Here is a 20,289-nt window from a genome sequence, read left to right as displayed (position 1 = left end):
GCCGGGCGCCCACCGGATCGGGTCATTGGCTTATCTGCTGCTCGTGCAGATCGGCGACCTGCGCGTCGTTCATCGCGCCCTGGTACAGGTTCAGGTCGTCGATGCCGCCGAACCACTGGTCGTACCAGGCGCCGGTGCTGTTGTCGGACGACCACCACGCGCTGCCCACCGACAGCGGGCCGGCGGCGTTCCACCCGGTCCAGTTCTTGATGGGGTCGCCCGCGCGGACGCCGTCGACGTACAGCCGGACCTCCTTGGCCTCGGCGTCGTAGACCATCACCAGATGGGTGTAGTCGTCGAGGTCGTCGGCGCCCAGCACGGTCGGGGCGATGGCATGCGCGTACGTCTCCCCGAGGTCCTGGTCCGTGTTGACGGTCATCACCTCGAACCGCGGACCGGTCACCCCGTTCACGGTCGACTTGCGGGTGCCCAGGTAGAACGGCGACATCTTGGTCCCGCGCTGCGCGACCGCCGTCATCGTGGTGTCCAGCTTGCTGGGCTGCACCCACACCGACACGGTGAACGACTGATCGGTACGCAGCACCGGCCCCTCCTGCCACGACGGGGCGTCGCCCGCGGCGGCCGGGTTGCGCTGCGACGTGCCCAGCTCCTTGTCCTTCTGACCGTAGAACGGGTCGGCGGGGTCATCGACGAAGTGGGTGTCCGACAACGCCAGCCCCTGCGACGAGGCGGTCCGGCCGGCGCCCACGCCCGTGCCCTGGGTCAACGCCAGCCGCCGGTTCCACTCCGTACCGGCGTCGGGGGCCCGGCACACGCTGTCGTCCGGGATGGACGCGTCGTAGCAGGGCGCGGCGGTCTGGAAGTCCCACCGGCCAACCTCGACCGGCGCCAGGATCCCCGGCTCGTCCACGCCACCGGCGTCGTTCGCGGGCTGACCCACGAAGTCCTGCGCCACCAGCACCCGGTCGAACGCCTGCACGTCTGCGACGTTGCCCTTGAACCAGCCGGCCGCCGCACCCCCGGCCTGACCGCGGCCCACGGTCAGGCGGCCGTCGGCCGGCCACGGGGCTGCCGTACGGGCGACCTCACCGGCCAGGACGCCGTTGACGTAGAGGCGGATCTGCCCGGCGGCCTTGTCGTACACACCGGCCACGTGCGTCCACCGGCCCACGTCCGCCGCGGTCGACGAGAGCGCGACGCGGGCGGTGCTGGACTGCGCCGCGGTGTCACGCATCGTGAACGACCAGTGCGGCGCCGCCGGCGACCCCGACTGCACCGTGCCCAGCGCGAAGCCGGCCGCGTCGCTGCCCTCCTGCGCCACCACGGTCGTCTCGGTGGCTGGGCTGCCCAGCCGCACCCACGCCGCGACGCTGAACGACTTCGTCGTGTCCACCACCGACGAGTCGGTCGCCAGCTGCGACGAGGTGCCGTCGAACGTCGCCGACTTCCCACCCACCAGGTGCGCGTCCGGCGTCCAGGTGAGGCTCGTCGGGCTCAGCGGAGTGTCACCGGCCAGCGAGGGCTGGCTGTCCGCCTGCGCGGCGGACTCGTCTACGCCCGGATACGTCTCCAGACCCCACCGCGCCACCGCCGGGGACGGGCGGCCCACCTCGAAGGTGTACCCGGCGGGCGTGAAGTTGCCCGAGGAATCGAGGGCCCGCACGTAGAGCGTGTTGAGGCCGTACCGTGGCGCGGTCACCGTCACCGTCGCCGACCGGCCGGTCACCCCAGCGACCGTGGTCGTGGCCACCGACGAGGTCACCGACTCGTTCCAGCCGTACCTGAACGTGACCACGTCGGTGTCCGGCGAGGACAGAGTCACCGTGCCCGGCTGGCCGGGACCCGATGGCATGGACTGCCACACCGGCGGATTCAGGCTGGGCACCGTCGTGTCGACGGTGAAGACGCACCAGTCCGAATACGGGCTGACCTGTGAGTACGGGGACGGGTCGGTGCTGTAGGCGCGGAACGCGTACGTCTTGCCGTTGGTGAAAGGCAGTGTGGTGGACGCCCGCGAGCCGGCTGATGCGGACGCCTGGGCGGTCCCCTTGTAGACCCAGGCACCGGAGGCCGGGACCTCGTCCCACTCGAACGACGCCTTAAGCGCCTGGCCGGTGTCCGCGTCCGGGACGACGGCCGACAGCGCCGCCGACGGGGTGTTGATCTTCACCCCGGACGAGTTGCAGCCGATCCCGCCGATCTGCAGGCCGTATGGTTTGCCCGGGATCGCGTCGACGTCCGCAATCAGCTTGGCCTTGGCCGGGAAGAACTTCTTCCACCGCGTGTGGTCGCTCTCGTTGCTGCCGTTGGAGTCGCGGGCGGAGAACGCCACCGAGACGCTCGGCGCGGACCCCTTGGCCGCCGTGTTCACCATCGTGGTGACCGAGGTGTTGGTCCAGTTGACCGTCATGTCCGGCTGGGGGGAATCCGCGCAGCCGCTGCCTTCGTTCGCGTGCGAGGCCACGGTGCCCAGGAACGTGCTCAGCGTGGTGCTCCAGGCAGCGCGCGGCGTGGTGAACGTCCCCGCCTTGAACATCGACGTGTTCGTGCTCCCGCACGACCAGGAGTGATCCAGCACCATCTGCACGGTGGCGCTCCGCACGTACTTCTTCGCGATCTTGTCGATCGGGAACTGGAAGAACGACCGGTAGATCTTCCCGGAGTCCGGGTCCGCGCCCACCCGCGCGACCGACGTGTCGCTGTTGTTGCTGTTGTTGTTCGTCGCGTACGCCCACTTGTTCTGCGCCGTGCTCCACGACGGGTCGATGAACACCGGGAAGCGCGCGCCGCTACCCATCAGCGACATGTCGGGCCGCAGCAGCAGGTCACCCTTGCCCGACAGCTTGGCGCCCAGCGTCGCGACCCGCGCGGCGTCGCCCGGACCGTGCGCCGACGAGCGGGTGTTGCGGAAGTCCGACGCCTGGTCCGGCGACGGTGCCGCGAACCCCGGGACGGCGGCCGGCCCCGGCAGCTGCGCAACTCGGGCAGGCGCGACCAGGTCCGAGGAGTCCCACATCACCGGCTCGTCGGCCTCGGCGACCAGGGTCGTGCCCGCCACCGCCCGCAGCGAGCCGTCCGGCAGCCGGGTCACCGTGGTGTCCCCACCCAGATCGAACGTGACCTCCTGCAGCTTGGGGTTGGCGGCCGCCGCCGCGGTCTTCACCACCAGCAGGTGTGACAGGCCGGTGTCCGTGGCGCGCACGACCAGGTCGACATCCGGCAGCACCCGCGCATATGTCGCGGTGTCCCCCGCCACGGTCGGCTTCGGCAGCGCACCCAGCGGCCAGCTCAGCGTCATCTTCTTGCCGCCCCGCGTCAGCCGCGCGAACGGGCCCTCGCCGCCCTCGGAGAAGCGGACGTCGGACACCGAGGCCTTCGGCCGCAGCCAGCCGTCCGGGCCCGCGGCGAGCGTGAGGTCCACGTTCTTCCAGGAGCCGTCGCGCTGGTGCACCCGCTGCGGCACCACCGACGTCTCATACGTCAGTGCGCCGGTCGGCTCCGCGAACAACTGGCTGTACTCGGTCCGGGCCGGCCTGACCTCCACCCGGGTACCGGACTTCACCGCCGCCCTGCGCGCGGCTGCCTCGTTCGGTGCACCGTCCGCCGGAACGGCCGACAGCGGAGCCGCCGCGGCCGCATCGGCGGACATTGCGGGAACGGCCAGGAGTCCCGCCACCAACGCTGCCGGCAGCCCTGCCGCGATCCCACGTGTCCATCGTGGTCCCGCGCACCGCCGTGCTGTCGTACCGAACTGGTGCCGCCGGCTTTCCGACATGCTTCACCCCGTAGATCAACTATCAGAGGATCGGCAGGCTAATCACCGCGGCGGCATATTGATAGGTGTCTTGACAAGAGCTCGGAATGCTGGTGCGGGTGTTGCTCAGTGGTGAAATCGGGATAGAGGGATACGGCTGCGCCTCGTAAGGGGATCGATCGAGCTCACGGTTCTGGCTGAACGGCCGACCTGGTTTCCACCGGCCGGATCCGCCCGCTCGACCGAAAGGCCGTCACCGGCATGGGCCGATCGTTCAGATCACATCGGCGGCAGCGTCACCGCTCCACGGCACGACTCCCCTTTTGAACGACTCATCCGATTCGCGGACAACTTCGGCGCCCGGCCGTCGTATCCCTCCGGGGACCGATCCCCGTCTTCGGGGCAGCACCGGACACAAGGGAGTTGATTCGCGAACCATGCTCACCCAACTGAAGCGTCCGCTCCGACGGGCTGCCATGAAGCCGTGGGTGTGGGTGCTCGTGGTCGCCACGCTGTTCTCCGCCGCCCAGCTCACGGCCGCGCCCGGCAAGTTCTACCCGGACTCGGCGCAGTACCTGGCGCAGACGCTGGACCTCCTCGGGGACAGCCGGCAGGCAGACCGCGAGACGACGATCCAGACCTACTGCGACGCCTATCGCCGGCCCCGGCTGATGAGCCCGTTCGGGCGGCCGTCGGAAAGCGCCGACCGCGCCGCCGACGCATGCGTGCGTAAGCTCCACGCCCAGAACGCGCTGACCACCGAGAACCGCTACGGGCCCGGGATCACCCGCGGATCGGCGATCTTGTCGCCGCGCTACGAGAGCATCTTCCTGTCCCGGCCGGGTGTCGCCGTGATCTTCGCCCCCGGAGTCGCCGTCCTCGGCCCCCGGATGGGAATGTGGCTCACCACGCTGATCTGGACCCTGATCGGCAGCGTGTTCGTCTTCCTGCTGCTGCGCGTGGTCGGTACGCCGCTCCGGCAGGCCGTGCTCGGCCAGGTGCTGTTTCTGATCCTTCCGCCCCGGTACTGGACGATGGCGCCGCTCGCGGAAGGGATGACGCTGACGCTCGTCGCGCTGGCGTTACTGGGCGTGGCGTACACGATGACCCACCGCACACGTCTGGGTCTGGCCCTGATGGCCGCGGCCGTCGGGTGCGGACTGTTCGTGAAGTACTCCCAGTTCCTGCTGCTTGCCGTGGCGTTGGCCGGGAGCGCCGCGCTCGCCGCGCTTTTCGCGCGCCGGGCCGGGCATCCGACACGCCGGCTGCTGCAGGTCGCCGGCGCATCCGCGGCGGCTGCTGTCGTCCTGTACGCCGTCTCGACCGCACTGGGGTGGCCCGGCGGCGCCGAGAGCATGCAGGATCTGGCCACGGAGCATTTCCGTCGACCGGACGTACCCGATCCCACCCTTCACTGGCTCCGCTCCAACGCCCGGTTCTGGGTCTCGTGGGCCGGTGACCAGCTCGCCGCCCCGCTCCTGCTCGCCACGTGGGCGGTGGCCGCATGGGGGGTCATCCGTTCCCGAACGGTCGTGGGCTTCGCCATATTTGCCACCGCGCTCGCCGGGGTCGGCAATCAAATCGGCCACCCCGACGCGAGCCAGGCCGACCGCCTCATCCTCGTCGCATGGCTGCTCACCGTGTACGGACTTCCGCTGCTGCTGGCCGACCGGAACCGCCTCGCCGGGGCAAGACCACGGGCGACGCAAGCTGCCGCCGGGAGGTGAGCCCGGGCCGGACGTCCCGGGGGTGTGCGCCGTGGCCCCGAAAGGTACGGTCGGTGGGCGCCGCGCCTCCGGGTGCCCGCGTCGCCGCCCGCAGCGCTGTCCCTGCGGGTCGCGCCCCCTCGCGACGGGAGTCTTTGACCCATGGAGCCCACCTCCGACCCCGAGAACGTCCCGCAGTCGCGCGGCGTCGCCCGCTTCTGGCCGTCGCACGGGATGCCCGCTCCCGCCCAGCGCTCGCCGGACGCCGACGCGCCGGGCATCGGGCCGGACCTGGCGGACGACAACGGATTCCCGCCCGCGGACACTGACCGGACGTATCGCAACGGTGCCTCCGCGGCGCACCCCGGGCCGGTGAACGGACTCCCGCCGGCGCCCCCGCCGCCGTTCCAGGGCACCCCGGCCAACGGGAGCACGCCGTCCGAGAGCCCGGCGCCGGGCTGGCCCGGTCCGCGACCGGCCGACCCGTTCGCTCTCACCACCCCTCACCTTCCAGCGACGAACGGCGAACCCATGAACCCGCAGCCGAACGGATCCACCTCACCCACGACCGCGGGATCGGCGACGGCTTTCCCGTTCGGGCCGGCCGACGCCGGCCTGCCGTCGACCTCCGGCCGGGCGGACACCGCGGCCTCGGAGACGGCGTGGTCGGCTCCGACGACAGGTTTCGCGGGGATGACGCCCGGTTCCGGCACGTCGGCCACATCCGAGGTGCCGAGGTCCCCGCTGCCCGCGCCGGGACGGCCGGTGTCGCCGGCGGCGACGACCGGACCGGCGAGCTCCGGGGCGACGCCGCCCGTGCTGCCGGCCGCGCCTCTCGGGTCCGCCGGACTGACGACGCCCCCGGCGCGGACCGGGGCCGCATCGTCCGCCCCGCTGCCGGGTTCCGTGGCGCCGATGCCGATGCCGGGCTCGCCGGCCGCCGCGGGTCTGGGCACGGCGGGACGGGCCGCGGTCGGCGGGCAGGCCACCAACGGTCGCGCCGGTGACGGCCCGGCCATCGCCGAACGGTCTTCCGGCGGCGCGACTCGCGGTGCGGCCGACGACGCGCTCGGCCTCCAGGTGCCCCGGCCCGCGCGGCGGGGCGACGACGAGATCGCCGTGCCGGTCCGCCGGGCGAGCGACCCGGTGGACGAGCCGGGCGGGCGTCGCCGCGACCGTGGCGAGGACGCCCCGGCCGCGGACAGGCGCGGCGCGCTGCGTCCGGGCGACGTCGGCGAGACCGAGATCGCGTTCTGGGACGAGGCGGGGGTCGCGCACTTCCGGGCCGAGTGGCACGAGGTCAAGGCGGGGTTCGTCGACGATCCGGTGGCGGCGCTGACCCGCGCCCACGACCTGCTGACCGAGGCGGTCCACGAGCTCACCGAGTCACTGCTGGCCGAGCGGGACGCGCTGGACCCGCTGCGGAACACCGCAACGCCCGACACGGAGAGCATGCGCATGGCGATGCACCGCTACCGGGAGTTCCTGGAGCGCATCCTGTCCCTGTGACGCGATCGCGTCACCGCACCATCCGAGGCCCCGCGGACCGTCCGGTCCGGCGGGGCCTCGTCGCATCCGGATCTGTTCGCCCGCGTGGGGCGTTGACTCGAGCCAAGGAATTCATCTAGCGTTGAACTCAACGGTCAGTGAATTCTGAGGAGGGCGTGATGGAGAGCGCCATCGAGGTCCAGGACCTCGTGGTCGACCGCGGCAAGCGCCGCGTGCTGCACGGCATCACCTGCACGGTGCCCACCGGCATCGTGGCCGGCCTGCTCGGGCCGAGCGGGAGCGGCAAGACGACGTTGATCCGGGCCATCGTGGGCGTGCAGATCGTCCGCTCCGGCACCGTGACCGTGCTCGGCCAGGCCGCCGGATCGCCCCCGCTGCGCCGCAAGGTCGGGTACGTCACCCAAGCCCCCAGCGTCTACGCCGACCTGTCCGTCCGGGAGAACGCCCGCTACTTCGCCGCCCTCTACGGTCTGGGCGCCGCCGAGGCCGACCGCGCGATCGCCGACGTCGGCCTGACCGCCGCGGCAGGCCAGCTCGTGGTGAGCCTGTCCGGCGGCCAGCGCAGCCGCGCGTCGCTGGCCTGCGCGATGCTCAGCAGTCCCGACGTGCTGGTGCTGGACGAACCGACCGTCGGGCAGGACCCGGTGCTGCGCGTCGAGCTGTGGGCCCAGTTCCACGAGCTGGCCGCGCGGGGCACCACGCTGCTGGTCTCCAGCCACGTGATGGACGAGGCCGGCCGGTGCGATCGCCTGCTGCTGATCCGCGAGGGCCGGCTGATCGCCGACGACACCCCGGCCGCGGTGCGCACGGCCGCGGGCACGGACGACCTGGAGGAGGCGTTCCTGCGCCTCATCCGCGAGCGCGAGAGCGCGGAGGTGACGGCATGAACCCGAGGATCACCATCGCCACGGCCGCGCGGGCGCTGCGCCAGCTGCGGCACGACCGGCGTACGGTCGGGCTGCTCGTCGTGGTCCCGGCGCTGCTGCTGGCACTGCTGTATTTCATGTACGAGGACGCCGCCGCGACCTTCGACCGGATCGCGCTGATCATGCTGGGCGTCTTCCCGTTCGTCACGATGTTCCTGGTGACCAGCATCGCGATGCTGCGCGAGCGCACCACGGGCACGCTGGAGCGCCTGCTGACCACGCCACTGGGCAAAGTGGACCTGCTGTTCGGGTACGGCATCGCGTTCAGCCTGGCCGCCGCGGTGCAGGCCGGGGTCGCGGTGGGCGCGGCGTACGGGCTGCTCGGGCTCGACACCATGGGCAGCCCGGGGCTGGTGGTGGTCATCGCGATCGTCAACGCGGTGCTGGGCGTGGCGCTGGGGCTGTTGTGCAGTGCTTTCGCGCGTACCGAATTCCAGGCGGTCCAGTTCCTGCCGGTGGTCGTGATCCCGCAGCTGCTGCTGTGCGGCCTGTTCGTGCCCCGCGACGAGATGGCCGGCTGGCTGCAGGCGGTCAGCAACGTGATGCCCCTGTCGTACGCGGTCGAGGCGCTCGGTCAGGTCGGCGCGCACGCCACGGCGACCGCGACGATGTGGCGCGACCTGATGATCGTGACCGCCGCGGCCGTCGCGGCGCTGATCCTGGCCGCGGCGACCCTGCGGCGGCGCACGCCGTGACCGGCACCGCGGAGCCTGCCGGGCGCACCGGGAACACCGGCGGGCGCAACCCGGCGGGCTCCGCCGGAATCGGCCGCAGGCGCCGCGAGTCAGGAACGGCCGGGCGGCGCAGCGGGCGGCGGCCGGGCAATCAGGACACCCGGCAGGCCATTCTGGACGCTGCCCGCGCGGCATTCGCCGACCGGGGCTTCGACCAGGCGTCGATCCGGTCGATCGCCGCGGAGGCGCAGGTCGACCCGGCCCTGGTGCACCACTACTTCGGGACCAAGGAAAAGCTGTTCCTGGCGGCGATGAACTCGCCGATCAACCCGGCCGAGCTGGTGCCGCAGGCCCTGGCCGGGCCTCGGGAGCAGGCCGGCGAGCGGCTCGTGCGGCTCGTGCTGTCGGTGTGGGACTCCCCGGCGGGCGGGGCGGCGGTGGCCATGCTGCGCTCGGCGATGAGCAACGACTGGACCGCACGGCTGATGCGCGAGTTCGTGGTGACCCAGATCCTGCGGCGGGCGGTCGTCGAGCTGGGCCTGGACCCGGCGCAGGCGCCGATGCGCGCCGCGCTGGTGGCGACGCAGGTCGCCGGGCTGGCCGCGGTCCGGTACGTGCTGAAGGTGGAGCCGGTGGCCAGCGCTCCCGCGGAGGAGCTGGTCGCGGCGATCGGCCCCACGGTGCAGCGGTACCTCACCGGCGAGCTCTGAGACCGCGGGGCCCGGCCGGGCGGGCCCCGCGACGGGTCAGGCCGTGCAGTGGTGGCAGAGCACCGGGTGCAGCAGGCGGGCCAGCTCGTGGCGGTCGGCGACCGGTGCGGGGAACGGCAGCCGGGCCAGCCGCGCGCCCGCGCGGACGACCAGGCCGTACCGGTCGAGGCGGACCACGCGCGGCTCGTCGCCGGGGCGGGCGGCGGCGCCGAGGCAGCGCCGGGCGTACGCCGCCACCTGCGTGACGTGATGGTCGGCCAGGTCGGTGAGCAGGTCGAACTCGATGGCGCGCAGCGGGTCCGGGGTGGCTTCGGCGTACTCGTCGGGGTCGACCTCGTGCAGCGTGCCGTGCCGCTCGTGGCGGACCTCGGCGACTTCCATCCGGTACAGCACCTGGGAGTCACCGACGTCGAGCAGGTCACCGGTGGCGTCGGTGTCGGCGTAGTCGAGAGCGGCCGCCCGGGACTCGGCGCCGTCGAGCAGGCGGGCCCACCCGACCACCCAGACCCGGCCCAGCGTCGGGGCGCCCGCGATCGGCGGCACGTCGGGGATGTCGAGCACCATCGCGGTGTCGTCGGTGCCGGCGGCCGGGCGCAGCGCGTCGGCCAGTGCGCCGTCGCGCGGGGCGAGCAGCAGGACGCGTCCCCGCGCGTCGGTCACGTGGCGCACCGGCAGCGAGCCCTGGTGACCGGAGATGTGGGCGGTCGCGGGCAGGTGCCCGGCGGCGAGCGTCCGGGCGACCTCTGCGGGGCTGGGGTGCATGGGCGGGTACCTCCGGCAGGCGGGACGGTGGGCGGCAGGCAGGACGGGGGGCAGGCAGGACGGGGGGCAGGTAGGACGGGGGGCCATGGCGCTGGTTAGGTTCACCTTAGTAAGGTGAGCCTAACCGTAGCACCTCTCGATCGGAGCGAGAACGACGTGAACAACTCCCGCCCCAAGGTCCGGCTGTCCCGCGCGCTCGGCATCCCGCTGACCCGCAAGTGCGTCAAGTACTTCGAGCGGCGTCCGTTCCCGCCCGGCGTGCACGGGCGCGCGCGCCGCAAGACCTCGGACTACCAGGTGCGGCTGCTGGAGAAGCAGCGGCTGCGGCACCAGTACAACGTCAGCGAGGCGCAGCTGCGCCGGGCGTACGACGACGCGCACCGCGGCAGCGGCAAGACCGGCGAGACGATGGTGGCCCTGCTGGAACGGCGCCTCGACGCCACGGTGCACCGCGCCGGGTTCGCCCGCAGCATCTACCAGGCACGCCAGCTCGTCGCCCACGGACACTTCACCGTGGACGGACGCAAGGTGGACCGGCCCTCGTACCGGCTCAAGCCCGGCCAGGTCGTGGCCGTACGCGACAGCAGCCGCCAGAAGCCGCCGTTCCTGCTCGCCGCCGCGGGCGCGCACGTGGACGGGCCGACCGCGCCGTACCTGTCGACCGAGCTGGCGCAGTTGCGCACCACCGTGCTGCGCGAACCGCTGCGCAGCGAGATCCCGGTGCTCTGCGACGAGCAGCTCGTCGTGGAGTTCTACGCCCGCTGAACGCTCAGCGGGTCTGCTCCAGCCAGCTCGCGTACAGCTTGGCGTAGATCGAGTCCTGGTCCTCCAGCAGACGGGCGTGCGGGCCGCGCTGCACCACGCGGCCCGCGTCGACCACGATCACCTCGTCGGCGGCCTGCGCCGTGGACAGCCGGTGCGCGATCGCCACCGTCGTACGCCCCCGGGTCACCGTGTCCAGAGCCTTCTGCAGCCGCACCTCGGTGGCCGGGTCCACGGCGCTGGTCGCCTCGTCGAGCACCAGCAGATCCGGGTCGGCCACGTACGCCCGCACCAGCGCGACCAGCTGACGCTCCCCCACGCTCAGCGCCTCGCCGCGCTCCCCGACCGACGTGTCCAGCCCCTCCGGCAGGCCCGCCACCCAGTCCGCCAGACCCAGCTCCCCGAACGCGGCCGCCAGCTCCGCGTCGGTCAGCTCCGGCCGGGCGAAACGGATGTTCTCCGCCACCGTGGCGTCGAACAGGAACCCGTCCTGCGGCACCATCACGACCCGCGAACGCAGCGACGCGAACCGCACCGAGGTCAGCGGCGTACCCGACAGCCGTACCTCGCCCGCGACCGGGTCCATCAGCCGGGTCAGCAGCTTCGCGAACGTCGTCTTGCCGCTGCCGGTCTCCCCCACCACCGCGACCCGGGTCCGCGGCGCGATCTCCAGGTCCACATCGGCCAGCACGACCGGGCCGCCGGGATACCGGAACGACACGTCGGCGAACCGCACCGACAGCGGGCCCTCCGGCAACGCCGTCCCCAGCTCGTCCGGGTCGGCCACGTCCGGGTCGATGTCGAGGACGTCCAGCACCCGGCGCCAGCCGGCCACCGCGTTCTGCGCCTCGTTGAGCACCTCGGTGGCGATCTGCACCGGCTGGATGAACAGCGTCACCAGGAACAGGAACGCGGTCAGCCGCCCCACGGTCAACTCGCCGTCGACGCCGAGCAGCACACCCACCACCACGACCGAAGCGATCGCGACCCCGGCCGCCAGCTCACCCGTGGAGAACCCGATCACGCTGGTCTGCAACGCCCGCTGCTGCGCCCCGCGCAGGTCGTCGATGGCGTGATCGAGGCGGCGCCCGGTGCGCCCGGCCACCCCGTACGCGCGGATGACGGTCGCGCCGACCACGCTCTCGGCGATCACCCCGAGCATCGTGCCGGTGCGCTCGCGCACCCGGCGGTACACGACGGCCAGCCGGCGCTGGAACAGCCGGATGATGACCACCGCGGGGACGAACGCGGCGAACACCACCGCCGTCAACTGCCACGAGTAGATCAGCATGACCACGGTCGTGACCACGAGCTGGCCCGAGGAGAGCAGCAGCATGATCCCGCCGGTCTGCAGGAACTGGGTGATCTGGTCGACGTCCCCGGTGACCCGGGAGACCATCGAGCCGCGCCGCTCCGCCTGCTGATGCAGCATCGACAGATCGTGGATGTGCCGGAACGTGCGCGCCCGCAACGCCCCGAGCGCGGTCTCGCTGACCGTGAACAACCGGCGGGTCATCAGGTACCCGCACGTCGTCGACACCGTGAGGGCCGCCAGCGTGAACACCACGATCGTCAGGACCACACCCAGGTCCGGGCCGCCCGGACCGCGGATCCCCCGGTCGATTCCCTGCTGGACCGCGATCGGTACGGCCACCCGCCCGGCCATCGCGACCACCGCGAGCGCGAGCGTGCCGGCCAGCCCGGGCCGCAGCTCCGGCGACAGCGCGACCCCCCGCCGCACCGTGGCGAACGCGCCCTCCTCCCGCTCCACCGTCACGCTCATGCGGCGCCTGCCTTTGGCATGCGCTCGCGGCCCTCGCTGCGCTCGGTGCACTCGCTCATGCCGAGCCAGCCGCGCATGCGCTCGCGGCCCTCGCTGCGCTCGGTGCACTCGCTCATGCGGCGACCTCGGTGCCTTGGGGCTCGCGTTCCGCCTCGGCCTGCTCGTACGCGGTGACCAGGTCGCGGTAGCCGGGCACGGACGCCATCAGCTCGGCGTGCGTGCCGGTCGCCGCCACCCGGCCCTGCTCCACGTAGACGACCCGGTCGGCGAGCGCGATCGTGGCCCGCCGGTACGCGACCACGAGGATGGACGCGCCGGAGTCGTGGCGCCGCAGCGAGGCGAGGATCGCCGCCTCGACCCGCGGGTCGACCGCACTGGTCGCGTCGTCGAGCACGAGCAGCCGGGGCCGCCCGGCCAGCGCCCGGGCCAGGGTCAGCCGTTGCCGCTGGCCACCGGAGAGCGACGTGCCGCGTTCGCCCACCGCGGTGTCCAGACCCCCGGGCAGACGGCCCACGAACCCGTCGGCCTCGGCCAGGCCCAGCGCCGCGTGCACGGCGTCGTCGTCCACACCGTCGCGGTCGAGCGTCACGTTGCCGCGGATCGTGTCGTCGAACACGAACGGGATCTGCGGCACCATCGCCGCGGTGGCGGCCAGGGCGGGCGCGGTCAGTTCGGGCAGCCCGATGCCGTCCAGGCGGATCGTGCCGGACGCCGGGTCGACCAGGCGCACCGCCAGCGCGGCGATCGTCGACTTGCCGGAGCCGGTCGCGCCGACCAGGGCCACGGTGCTGCCCGGTGCGACCGTGAAACTCACGTCGTGCAGGACGTCAGGGCCGTCGGCGTAGCAGAACCGGACCCGGTCGAACTCCAGCGCCGCCGGACCGGTCCCGGCGGGCGTCATCGTCCCGTACGTGAGGTCGCCGTCCGCGGCCAGCACGGCCTGGACCCGCTCCCAGCCGGCGACGCTGCGCGGCAGCTCCGCCACCACCCAGCCGATGGCCCGGACCGGGAACGCCAGCACGGTGAACAGGAACGCGACGCTGACCAGCTCGGCGACGCTGATCGCACCGGCCTCCAGCCGCCAGGCGCCGAGCAGCAGCGCCGCGAGCGTGCCGACGCTGGGCAGGCTGTCCATGAGCGGGTCGAACAGGCCGCGCAGCCGGCCCACCGAGATCAGCGCGTCGCGCAGCTCGGCCACGAACACCCCGAACCGCTGCGACTCGTCCGCCTCGCGGCCCATCGTCTTGACCACCAGCGCCCCGTCGAAGCTCTCGTGGGCGACCGCGCTGACCTTGGCCCGCAGCTGCTGGGCACGGATCTGCCGGGGCGACATCCGGCGCGAGTACACGAGGTTGAGCCCGAACAGCGCCGGGAACAGCGTCACCCCGACCAGGGCGAGCACCCAGTCCGTGAGGAACAGCGAGATCACCGCCGCGCCGATCATGACGATCGTGCCGACCGCGAACGGCAGCGGGGCGATCGGCACGAACGCCGCCTCGACGTCGGAGTTGGCGTTGGACAGCAGCGTGCCGGTGGCGTGCCGCTGATGCCACGACGGCGGCAGCGACAGGTACCGGCGGGTCACCGCGCGGCGGTAGCGGGCTTGCAGCCGGAACTGCATGAACCCGGCGCCCAGGCGGCGGCCGAAGATGCCACCGACCCGCAGCACGCTGATCCCGATGAAGACCGCGGCGACCGCGGCCAGCGCCGCGGGCCGCGCCCGGTGAGACGCGAACGCGGGCACCACGAGGTGCCCGATGACCGCGCCGACCAGATACGAGTTCGCGATGACCAGGAGCCCGAAGGCAACGCTGCCGATGGTGCCGACGACGAAGGGCCGGGGTTCCGTACGGATCGCGTGGCCCAGCACGCGCAGCCCCCGCCCCAGCACGTCCCGGCTGGCCCTCGCGGTCACATCCCCACCTTGCTGCCGGGTCTCACGGCCGTAAGTCACCGCCGGGTCTCCCGGCCTTACCGATCCATCCTGCCGAACCGTTCCGCACCGGCCACCGAATTACCGGTGTGTCCGCGGACACATCGATGCGAGGGTACGGGATCCGCCCATACCATCACCCCATGAGCGACTACGCCCAACGGGAGCGCGCGGCCGTGGCGGACCTGTTGTTGCAGGTGGGCCCGGACGCCCCGACGCTGTGCGCCGGATGGACGACCCGCGACCTGGCCGCCCACCTGGTCATCCGCGAGCGCCGCCCGGACTCCGGGGCGGGCATCGTGGTGCCCCGGTTCGCCGCCTACACCGAGCGGATCCGGACGGCCAAGGCGGCGCAGCCGTACGAGCGGGTGGTCGAGGAGGTGCGCAACCCGCCGTGGTGGAGCCCGGTCAGCAACCCGCTCACCGACGAGCTGGCCAACACGGTGGAGTTCTTCATCCACCACGAGGACATCCGCCGCGCCGGATCCGGCTGGACCCCCCGCACTCTGGACGAGGGCGAACGGCAGGCCCTGTGGCGTACCGCGCGGCTGACCGCCCGGCTGCGGCTGCGACGGCTGGGGATGCCCGTACTGGTGGTGGCCCCGGGCGTCGGGGAGCAGCGCGTCGGCGCCCCGAGCGCGGGCTCCCCGGCCGTGGTGCTCAGCGGCGAGCCCGGCGAGCTGGTGATGTTCCTGTCGGGCCGGCAGCGGGCCGCCCGGGTGCAGGTCGACGGGCCCGACGCGGCCGCCGACCGGCTGCGCACCGCCCGCCTGGGCATGTGATGGACGGGCCCGCTCAGTCGTCGCGCTCGGACAGGCTGGGCCGGCCGGCCACGCACGTGACGCGGACCCGTACCCGGTCGTGGTCGTCGGCCGTGCCGCGGAACTCGCCCTCGGCCTGGTCCTTCGGCCCCTGATCGCGCTCGTGCACGGCGAAGCCGGTCAGCGGTGACATCGCCACGATCTCGACCCGGCCCTCGCTGCACCGTGCGACCACGATGCCGCCGCGGGTGTGGAACGAGCGCGGCACCGCCGTGGGCGACGGCGAGGCACCCGCCCCGGTGGAGGCGGACGGCGTTGCGGGCGTGCGGGACGGCGCTGAATCCGCCGGGGCCGGGGCGGACGGCTCCGGCGCGGACGGCGTCACGCCGGCCGGCGGGACCGCGGGCGAGGACTCGGGCACCTGCCGGGCGGCCAGGGTGCTCGCCACTTCGGCCTCCGTACGCGGGCGCCCGGCCTCCGAGGTGAGGCCGCTGCCGATCACGTGGACGGCGCCGAGCCCGATGAGCACGGCCAGCACGGCCGCGCCGAACCAGCCGGCGGTCACGAGCACGGTACGTCGGGTCACTCGACGATGATGCCCGGCGCTGGGCTAAAGCGACGACTGCCAGGCGCTAAGGGAGGGTTAACACGCCTGGTGACGGGCGGTGTGCGGGTTACCGTGCAGCGGTGGCCCACCTGCTGTTGATCGAGGACGACGCGGCGATCCGTACGAGTCTGCTGCGCGCCCTGCGCGACCGGGGCCACGCCGTGGCCGCGTCGCACACCGCGATGGACGGCCTGCAGACCGCGCTGGCCGAACGCCCCGAGCTGGTCGTGCTCGACCTGGGCCTGCCAGACCTGGACGGCCGGGAGCTGCTGCGCATGTTGCGGGCGGTCAGCGCGGTCCCGGTGATCGTGGCGACCGCCCGCGACGACGAGACCGAGATCATCCAGGTGCTGGACGCGGGCGCGGACGACTACGTGGTGAAGCCGTTCACGGCCGCGCAGCTCGACGCCCGGATCCGGGCGGTGCTGCGCCGCGGCGCCGCGGACCGCCCGGAGCAGGCCGCGCTCACGGTCGGCGGGCTGCGCATCGACGCGGGCGCCCGGACCGCGTCGCTGGACGGCGCCCCGCTCGACCTGACCCCGCGCGAGTTCGACCTGCTGCACCATCTCGCGAGCCGCGCCGGGCAGGTGGTGACGAAGCGTGAACTGCTCGCCGAGGTGTGGCAGGTGCCGTACGGCGGGGCGGACAAGACCGTCGACGTGCACCTGTCGTGGCTGCGGCGCAAGCTCGGCGAGACCGCGCAGGAGCCGCGCTATCTGCACACCCTCCGGGGGGTGGGCGTGCGGTTGAGCGAGCCCGGATGAGGCGCCGGCTGACGCTGCTGGTCGCCGCGACCACGTGCCTGGTGTTGCTGGCGTTCCTGGTGCCGCTGGCGCTGCTGGTCCGCCAGGTCGCCGCGGACCGGGCGGTCAGCGGCGCGAACGACGTGGTCCGGGCGATCGTCCCGCTGGTGGGTACGAGCGATTCGGCCGAGCTGGAACTCTCGCTGAGCGGGGTGTCCGTGCCGGTCACGGTGTACCTGCCGGACGGGCGGGTGCTCGGCACGCCGGCGCCGGAGACCGCGGCGGTGCGGCTGGCGCGGGTGGACGGGCAGTCGTTCACGGTCGACAGCCCGGCCGGGCGGGAGATCGTCGTGCCGGTCGTCACCGCGCAGGGCACGGCCGTGGTGCGTACCGTGGTGCCGCGCGCGGCGCTGACCCGCGGGGTGACCCAGGCGTGGCTGGTGCTGGCCGGGCTCGGCGCCGCGCTGGTGCTGCTGGGGCTGCTGGTCGCGGACCGGCTCGCCCGTACGTTGGTGAAGCCGATCGCGGAGCTGTCCGCGGTCTCGCATCGCCTGGCCCGGGCGGAGCTGTCGGCGCGGGCGTCGCCGGCCGGGCCGCCGGAGCTGCGCGAGGTGGCCGGGGCGCTGAACCACCTGGCGGGCCGCATCCAGGACCTGTTGCGTCAGGAGCGGGAGCAGGTCGCCGACCTGTCACACCGGTTGCGTACGCCGCTGACCGCGCTGCGCCTGGAGGCGGAGTCGCTGCGCGACCCGGACGACGCGGCACGCGTGGCGGACGCGGCGGACGCCATCGAACGGGCCGTCACCGCGGTCATCCGGGAGGCCCGCCACCGCGGCACGCACCGCCCGCGGGCCGGCTGCGACGCGACCGCGGTGGTGGCCGACCGGGTCGCGTTCTGGTCCGTGCTGGCCGAGGACACCGATCGGGGCGTACGCCACGAGCTGCCCGGCACGCCGCTGCCGGTGGCGGTGCCCGCCGACGACCTCGCGGCGGCGCTGGACGCGCTGCTGGGCAACGTGTTCGCGCACACCCCGGACGGCACGGACTTCGGGGTGTCGCTGACCGCGCGACCGGGCGGCGGCGCGGTGCTGACCGTGTCGGACGCCGGTCCGGGGTTTCCGCACACCGCGCTGCGCCGGGGGGCGTCCGGGTCGGGTTCGACCGGGCTGGGTATGGACATCGCCCGGCAGGCCGCCGAGGCCACCGGCGGGGTGCTGCGGGTCGAGCCGGCCCGCGGCGGCGGCGCCCGGGTCGTCCTGGAGCTGACCGGCCCGGCCCGTTAGGCAGCCTGGCGGGCGTCCCCGCGCAGCAGCGCGTCGAACTCCGCCGGCGGCAGCGGTCTGCTGAACAGGTAGCCCTGGATGGCCTGGCAGTCGGCGGCGCGCAGCGCGTTCCAGTCGTCCTGCTCCTCGACGCCCTCGGCCACGACGGTCATGTTCAGCGAGCGGGCCAGCCACAGCACCGCGGAGATGATGGACGCCTTGCGGGCGTCGGTGGCCAGGCCCGCGACGAACGTACGGTCGAGCTTCACCACGTCCGCCGGGACGGACTGCAGCCAGGTCAGGGAGCTGTAGCCGGTGCCGAAGTCGTCCAGCGCGATCCGTACGCCCAAGGCCTTGATCGCCCGCAGTCGTTCGTGCAGGTCGGTCGACGTGACGAGCTGGGCCGTCTCGGTGATCTCCAGGACCAGCCGTGCGGGGTCGATGCCCGGCGCGCGGGCCAGCAGGCCGGTGAGCAGGGGGACGAATCCGGTCTCGGCGAGCTGCCGCGGGCTCACGTTGACCGACACGTAGCCCAGCTCACGGTCCCACCGCGTCAGGTGCCGCAGCGCCGCGGCCAGTACGTGTTCCCCGAGCGGCACGACCAGGCCGGTCTCCTCGGCGGCGCCGATGAAGTGTCCCGGCGCGAGAATCTCTCCCTCCGGTGTGCGCAGCCGCACCAGCGCCTCGGCGCCGAGGATGTGCCCGGTGGTGGCCGAGACGATCGGCTGGAACCACACCGGCAGGTTCGTCTCGCGGTCCCCGTCGAGTGCGGCCCGCAGCCGGGACTCCGCGACGAGGTGCTGCTGGACGGTGACCCGCATCTGGTCGCTGAAGATCTTCAGGCGGTGGCCGCCGGCGCGCTTGGCGGCGTACATGGCGGTGTCGGCGTCCAGGACGACCTGTGCGGCCTGGTCGGCGCCGTGCGCCACGGCCAGCCCGACGCTGGCACCGAGCCGCACGCTGCCGCCGGGCACCGGCAGCGGCTCGGCGAGCGCCGCGAGCACCGCCGCACCGACCCGGACGCCGTCCGCGATCGGTGCGCGCACCGCGACCACGAACTCGTCGCCGCCGAGGCGCGCCAGAAGCGACTCCGGCGGTACGCACTGCTGGAGCCGCGCGGCCAGCGCCCGCAGGACGGTGTCGCCGGTGGCGTGGCCGGAGCCGTCGTTGATCGACTTGAACCGGTCGACGTCCAGGAACAGCACGCAGACCGGCGCGGGGTCCTCGCCGAGCAGCGCCGCCAGATCCTGCTCGAACGCCTGCCGGGACAGCAGCCCGGTCAGCGGGTCCTGCCGGACCTGGCGCCGCAGCGCCGCCTCGTGCTCGCGGTCGCGAGTGACGTCGCGGCAGTGCACGAAGATCAGCCGCAGCTTGCCCCATCGGTCGCGCAGGCCGGTGCTGTGGATCTCGACCCAGATCAGGGCGCCGTCGGTGCCGCGGCGGTAGCGCCGGGTCAGCGTGACCGGATCGGCCCGCTGGACCAGATCGTCGAACAGCGGGCCGCCGTTGTCGTCGACGGGCTTGAGGGGCAGGTCGCGCACCGTGTACCCGGCGGGCAGCTCATCGGGCAGCCCCAGCCAGTTCCGGTACGCCGAGTTGGTGCGCAGCAGCACGCCGTCCGGCGCGATCATCGCCATGGGCACCGGCGTCTCGTCGAACGCCACGCTGAGCTGGGCCTGGCTGGCGTCGAGGTTGTCCTGGGCCCGGGACTCCTCGGCCTCGGTGAGCCGCCACGCGATCACCTGGAAGGCGGCGGCGAGCAGTACCGCGACGCCGTGCAGCAGCGCCCACAGCCACGGATGCACCATCGCGCTGTGGTGGTCGTACGTACGGTCGCTGACGAGCGTCCCGAACACCGCGTGGTGCAGTGTCGTGCTGACCAGGAACATCCCGAACGGGGTCCAGTCGCGGTACAGGGCCAGTGCCGGGACGGCGACGAAGAACGCGAAATGCGACTCGGTGAGCCCGTGGGTCATGGCGACGAACCCGCCGCAGGCGATCGTGAAGCCCAGCGCCACGAACGTCGAGGGCAGCCGCCGCGGCGGCAGCACGGCCGCGGCCACCACGCACGGCAGGATGAGGATGACGCTGACCAGCCAGGACCGGCCCAGCCCGCCCTGCAGCGCCCCGAACGCGGTCAGGGCGACGACGCAGCCCGCGAGCAGCGTGGTCAGGAGGCGGTGCCGGCCGGCCCAGTCCTCGTCGCGGAGCCCGCCGCCGGCCGGTATCCAACCTCGTACCGCTGTCAGCCCGATCCCCACGTGCGGTGATATCGGCCGTCGAGCGTCCGGCATGAGAATCTACCGGATTCGGACCAAGGTCCTGAATCAGACAAAACTCTTGGCCTCTTAGCGTGCGCTTAACGATCACACAGCCCGGCCATAGCCCCCGGCGCACGAAGGTGCTTCCTGTCCGACAGACATCAGCTCTGTCACC

General features: G+C 73.1%; 16 protein-coding genes. 9 read left to right on the top strand and 7 right to left on the bottom strand.

Annotation, left to right across the window (positions count from 1 at the left end; genetic code table 11):
- Positions 1-22 precede the first annotated feature (22 nt).
- A complete protein-coding gene (locus tag ACMCNK_RS32295; RefSeq protein WP_412740110.1) occupies positions 23-3,610 on the bottom strand; it encodes a LamG-like jellyroll fold domain-containing protein in 3,588 nt (1,195 codons plus the stop codon).
- A gap of 581 nt (positions 3,611-4,191) precedes the next feature.
- Between ACMCNK_RS32295 and ACMCNK_RS32290 the strand changes: the two genes are divergently transcribed.
- A complete protein-coding gene (locus tag ACMCNK_RS32290; RefSeq protein WP_412740109.1) occupies positions 4,192-5,442 on the top strand; it encodes a hypothetical protein in 1,251 nt (416 codons plus the stop codon).
- Between the two features lie 482 nt (positions 5,443-5,924).
- Here the strand turns inward: ACMCNK_RS32290 and ACMCNK_RS32285 are convergent, their stop codons facing one another.
- Entirely contained in the window at positions 5,925-6,377 is a 453-nt protein-coding gene (locus tag ACMCNK_RS32285; RefSeq protein ID WP_412740108.1) for a hypothetical protein, read from the bottom strand.
- On the opposite strand from ACMCNK_RS32285, the gene ACMCNK_RS32280 reads away from it, so the two are divergent.
- The 4 genes from ACMCNK_RS32280 (at position 6,337) to ACMCNK_RS32265 (ending at position 9,240) form a co-directional block, all read left to right on the top strand.
- The gene (locus tag ACMCNK_RS32280) at positions 6,337-6,930 is read left to right on the top strand and encodes a hypothetical protein (RefSeq protein ID WP_412740107.1); all 594 of its coding nucleotides are present in this window, start codon (positions 6,337-6,339) and stop codon (positions 6,928-6,930) included. The two genes, ACMCNK_RS32285 and ACMCNK_RS32280, sit on opposite strands and share 41 nt — an antisense overlap.
- A gap of 158 nt (positions 6,931-7,088) precedes the next feature.
- Positions 7,089-7,817: an ABC transporter ATP-binding protein gene (locus tag ACMCNK_RS32275; protein ID WP_412740106.1), complete on the top strand. Its 729-nt coding sequence runs from the start codon at positions 7,089-7,091 to the stop codon at positions 7,815-7,817.
- Positions 7,814-8,551: an ABC transporter permease gene (locus ACMCNK_RS32270; RefSeq protein ID WP_412740105.1), complete on the top strand. Its 738-nt coding sequence runs from the start codon at positions 7,814-7,816 to the stop codon at positions 8,549-8,551. The genes ACMCNK_RS32275 and ACMCNK_RS32270 overlap by 4 nt, the downstream gene beginning before the upstream one ends.
- Positions 8,552-8,619: 68 nt before the next feature.
- Positions 8,620-9,240: a TetR family transcriptional regulator gene (locus tag ACMCNK_RS32265; RefSeq protein ID WP_412741055.1), complete on the top strand. Its 621-nt coding sequence runs from the start codon at positions 8,620-8,622 to the stop codon at positions 9,238-9,240.
- A 36-nt stretch (positions 9,241-9,276) separates the two neighbouring features.
- On the opposite strand, the gene ACMCNK_RS32260 is transcribed toward ACMCNK_RS32265, so the two are convergent.
- Entirely contained in the window at positions 9,277-10,002 is a 726-nt protein-coding gene (locus ACMCNK_RS32260) for a DUF2470 domain-containing protein (RefSeq protein ID WP_412740104.1), read from the bottom strand.
- A gap of 156 nt (positions 10,003-10,158) precedes the next feature.
- Between ACMCNK_RS32260 and rpsD the strand changes: the two genes are divergently transcribed.
- A complete protein-coding gene (rpsD, locus tag ACMCNK_RS32255) occupies positions 10,159-10,767 on the top strand; it encodes a 30S ribosomal protein S4 (protein ID WP_412740103.1) in 609 nt (202 codons plus the stop codon).
- Positions 10,768-10,771: 4 nt separating this feature from the next.
- On the opposite strand, the gene ACMCNK_RS32250 is transcribed toward rpsD, so the two are convergent.
- Both ACMCNK_RS32250 and ACMCNK_RS32245 read right to left on the bottom strand, forming a co-directional pair.
- Complete coding sequence (locus ACMCNK_RS32250; RefSeq protein ID WP_412740102.1) at positions 10,772-12,547, bottom strand: ABC transporter ATP-binding protein; 1,776 nt, start codon at positions 12,545-12,547, stop codon at positions 10,772-10,774.
- Between the two features lie 112 nt (positions 12,548-12,659).
- On the bottom strand, positions 12,660-14,462 hold the full coding sequence (locus tag ACMCNK_RS32245) for an ABC transporter ATP-binding protein (RefSeq protein WP_412740101.1): 1,803 nt from the start codon (positions 14,460-14,462) through the stop codon (positions 12,660-12,662).
- A 161-nt stretch (positions 14,463-14,623) separates the two neighbouring features.
- Between ACMCNK_RS32245 and ACMCNK_RS32240 the strand changes: the two genes are divergently transcribed.
- The gene (locus tag ACMCNK_RS32240; protein WP_412740100.1) at positions 14,624-15,262 is read left to right on the top strand and encodes a TIGR03085 family metal-binding protein; all 639 of its coding nucleotides are present in this window, start codon (positions 14,624-14,626) and stop codon (positions 15,260-15,262) included.
- A gap of 13 nt (positions 15,263-15,275) precedes the next feature.
- Here ACMCNK_RS32240 and ACMCNK_RS32235 read toward each other — a convergent pair whose 3' ends face one another.
- Positions 15,276-15,827, bottom strand: coding sequence for a septum formation initiator (locus ACMCNK_RS32235; protein WP_412740099.1), 552 nt, complete (start codon positions 15,825-15,827; stop codon positions 15,276-15,278).
- Positions 15,828-15,928: 101 nt separating this feature from the next.
- On the opposite strand from ACMCNK_RS32235, the gene ACMCNK_RS32230 reads away from it, so the two are divergent.
- The gene (locus ACMCNK_RS32230) at positions 15,929-16,612 is read left to right on the top strand and encodes a response regulator transcription factor (RefSeq protein WP_412740098.1); all 684 of its coding nucleotides are present in this window, start codon (positions 15,929-15,931) and stop codon (positions 16,610-16,612) included.
- A complete protein-coding gene (locus tag ACMCNK_RS32225) occupies positions 16,609-17,874 on the top strand; it encodes an ATP-binding protein (RefSeq protein WP_412740097.1) in 1,266 nt (421 codons plus the stop codon). The genes ACMCNK_RS32230 and ACMCNK_RS32225 overlap by 4 nt, the downstream gene beginning before the upstream one ends.
- Here the strand turns inward: ACMCNK_RS32225 and ACMCNK_RS32220 are convergent.
- Positions 17,871-20,114 (bottom strand): putative bifunctional diguanylate cyclase/phosphodiesterase, encoded by a 2,244-nt coding sequence (locus ACMCNK_RS32220; RefSeq protein WP_412740096.1) that lies wholly within the window; start codon positions 20,112-20,114, stop codon positions 17,871-17,873. The two genes, ACMCNK_RS32225 and ACMCNK_RS32220, sit on opposite strands and share 4 nt — an antisense overlap.
- Between the last annotated feature and the right edge of the window lie 175 nt (positions 20,115-20,289).

The sequence above is a fragment of the Krasilnikovia sp. MM14-A1259 genome (assembly GCF_047159535.1).
Lineage (GTDB): Bacteria > Actinomycetota > Actinomycetes > Mycobacteriales > Micromonosporaceae > Actinoplanes.
This window is presented reverse-complemented; position numbering and strand designations above follow the sequence as displayed.